This window comes from Deinococcus sp. Leaf326, from assembly GCF_001424185.1.
Classification (GTDB): domain Bacteria; phylum Deinococcota; class Deinococci; order Deinococcales; family Deinococcaceae; genus Deinococcus.
Map to the genome: position 1 here is coordinate 1 of NZ_LMOM01000090.1, position 2,767 is coordinate 2,767.

A 2,767-nucleotide genomic window follows, 5' to 3' on the forward strand; every position below is an offset into this window, starting at 1 on the left:
TCACACCTCCAGAAGACCGCCTTTCGTCATTTTTGGCGATCCTCAAACCTGTTGAGGCTGTTCAGAACAGGGAAAACTGAAGTTGTCCTCTACTGAGGTACGGCCGTTCAATCTCAAGCCGATCTTTTACAGACAGAAGAAGGCGCGGTTTTGCTGGACAGTCTTTTGGTGATCCCACTGGACCGTTTGCCTGCCTCCGCACCACTTCCTTAGACTGAGGCTCCTCATGCCGACGTTCTGCCCTCCCACAATGGACGTATTTCCTGCCCTCCTCAGCCGTTGCCTGGGACGGCCCGTCACGCCGGGCGACATCACGCCGCTGACTGGAGGCACATACAACGCGGCTTACCGGGTCGTTCTCCCGAAAGGCTCCATCGTCCTGAAGATCGCTCCGCCCCCCCAGCGGCCCACGTTGAGGTACGAGCGCCATGCCATGCAGGTCGAGGCGCGGGCGATGCACCTTGCGCGCACGCACACCCGCGCCCCGCTCCCGGACCTGCTGGGCACCGACTTCAGCCGGACCCTGCTGCCCACCGACGCCCTGGTGATGAGTTTCCTGCCCGGACGTCCCCTCGACCAGCAGCGCGCTCTGCTGTCGGCAGAGGAGCGGGTTGCCGTGGACTGGCAGATTGGCCGGCACCTGCGGGCACTTCATGAGGCGACCGGGCCGGCCTTCGGCCACCTGCTGGACGAGGACCGGCAACATCCGCGCTGGCGTGCCGCCTTCAATGTCCTGGTGGAGGACGTCCTCGAAGACGCCCGGCAGGCGGGGGTGCCTCTGCCCGTCAGCGAGATTCATGACGTGCTGAACCGCCATAGTCCCTTGTTGGATAGCGTGACCAGGCCCGCCCTGCTGCTGTGGGATTCCTGGGACGGCAACGTCTTCGTCGAGGTGGAAGGTCAGACTCCATACGTCACCGGCTTCACCGATTTCGAGCGTGCCCTCTGGGGCGACCCACTGGCAGAGTCCCAGTTGTTCATGAGGCGGGAGCATGCGGCTTTCGCTGAGGGCTACGGCAGAGACTTGCTGAATACACCGGAGGACCGCCTTCGCCGGGGTTTGTACGACCTCCACCTGCTGCTGGTCATGGTGGTGGAGTGTACCTACCGCACTCTGGGCGCAGACAGCTATGAGGACTGGGCCCGCAAACAGCTCGTGCAGGTTCTGAAGGAGCTTCAGTAATGGGAATCCGCTCTGCATCCGGATGTTCTGTCCAGCTCAGGACCTGGGTTCGTCTGGACCGATTCAGGACTATCGACCGTTCCGATGTCCTTTCAGAGTCAGGGGGCGATACAGGTACTGCAAGAGCACCCTGACAACCATTCATGAAGGGAAATTCGACCCTCTACGGATAACGTTTTTACTTGATCTAACGTCACTTGGGTTAATCAACAAAAAGGGCCCCGGAGCAGGTTTCGTCGTCATCGTTCACCTCCTTTTTGCTTGTGCTTGTCCCTAGGCTTTGGGTGATGCTGAGCTCAGGGCAGACCTAAAAAATCCCACGCTCAGGCAAGAGTCATAGGCCTGCAGCAGCTCAAACTTCATCTCACGTTGAGCTGTTCCTATCGGCACGCCACGGGTACGGCATGATGCCCTCCATCTACACCTCACAGCACATCAGGCCTCTGACGACTACGTTCAAGGCATGAACGCACAACAGCTCGAGGCCTTCATTCACTTTCACGAAGGCACAGCCACCGTAACTCCCGACCTTCTGTCCGCAGCCGATATGGATCTCCTTTACAAGGCCAACAAGGCAGGCGCCTTCGTCCAGGCACAAACCAACATGGGTCAGGGCTACACCGTGGTCGGCATTGTCGCCGTTCCCTCCAGTCCGAGCCTCGAAACGCAAGAAGCGCAGGCCTTTGTACTGATCTACAGCGGCGAGGCGGAAGTCCCTCTCCCTGAAGCGTAAAAAAGCCCCGCGTTTGGCGGGGCACCCGCGCCGACTTCACCCGGCCGGCTTGTGTTGTGGAGATAGGAAGAGTGTGGAGAGGATACGTCAGACCAATGTCCGTACTGCCGGCAATTACTGTCGCCAGACACTGAAGGGCTGACTGTAGAGGCAATGACCTTCCAGAGATTTATCGGTCAGATAATGGGTTGTCTCTCAAAGTAACGTATGCACATTGACGAGCGGACAGAGATCGCGCGACATGCCCAGGCCAAAGCCAGTCGCTTTCTGGTGCATCAGCGTCAATGGGAACACTCTGTCATCGCCGCCGTCAGTGCCGCCCTCACCTGCGCGAAGCGCGCCATCCTCGATCAAGGTGGCCAGCTGAACGAATTTCAGGAAGAACTCAGCAGCATCCAGAAACAGCTGGCCATCCAGTGTCTAAGCTGAAGAGATCCATGTCTATCGGCACCGCAACGATGTCAATCCCGAACTTATTGATCTCGGCGTAAATTATCATTGCTATACTGAGTGGGTATGTCTGGTTGGAAGCCCTCAAAACTCACCCGTGCCCAGCAGGAAGAACGCCGCCTCGCYGCAAAAGAATGGCTGCAACAAGGGACCTTCTCCCGCCAGGCNTCTGGTTGGAAGCCCTCAAAACTCACCCGTGCCCAGCAGGAAGAACGCCGCCTCGCTGCAAAAGAATGGCTGCAACAAGGGACCTTCTCCCGCCAGGCCATCGCAAAGCACTTCGGGGTCTCCATCCACACGGTTGGCACTTGGGTCACGCGGCTGAACCAGCAGCGCACCCTCGAGGCCACCGTCGCGACCGGACGTCCCAGCCGATTGACGGACGAACAGCGCGAAGAGAT

At 59.1% G+C, this 2,767-nt stretch carries 3 protein-coding genes and 1 pseudogene; 3 read left to right on the plus strand and 1 reads right to left on the minus strand.

Annotated features, from left to right (window positions below; genetic code table 11):
* Positions 1-250: 250 nt before the first annotated feature.
* The 3 genes and pseudogenes from ASF71_RS21420 to ASF71_RS21430 all read left to right on the plus strand — a co-directional run.
* A pseudogene (locus tag ASF71_RS21420) lies at positions 251-1,027 on the plus strand (phosphotransferase family protein); the annotation flags it as partial.
* A gap of 619 nt (positions 1,028-1,646) precedes the next feature.
* Positions 1,647-1,916 (plus strand): hypothetical protein, encoded by a 270-nt coding sequence (locus ASF71_RS21425; RefSeq protein ID WP_056303942.1) that lies wholly within the window; start codon positions 1,647-1,649, stop codon positions 1,914-1,916.
* 207 nt (positions 1,917-2,123) lie between these two features.
* Positions 2,124-2,345: a hypothetical protein gene (locus ASF71_RS21430; protein ID WP_056303944.1), complete on the plus strand. Its 222-nt coding sequence runs from the start codon at positions 2,124-2,126 to the stop codon at positions 2,343-2,345.
* Positions 2,346-2,549: 204 nt separating this feature from the next.
* Here the strand turns inward: ASF71_RS21430 and ASF71_RS25475 are convergent.
* Positions 2,550-2,767 (minus strand): hypothetical protein (locus tag ASF71_RS25475; protein WP_235514684.1); only part of this gene is annotated, 218 nt, incomplete at its 5' end.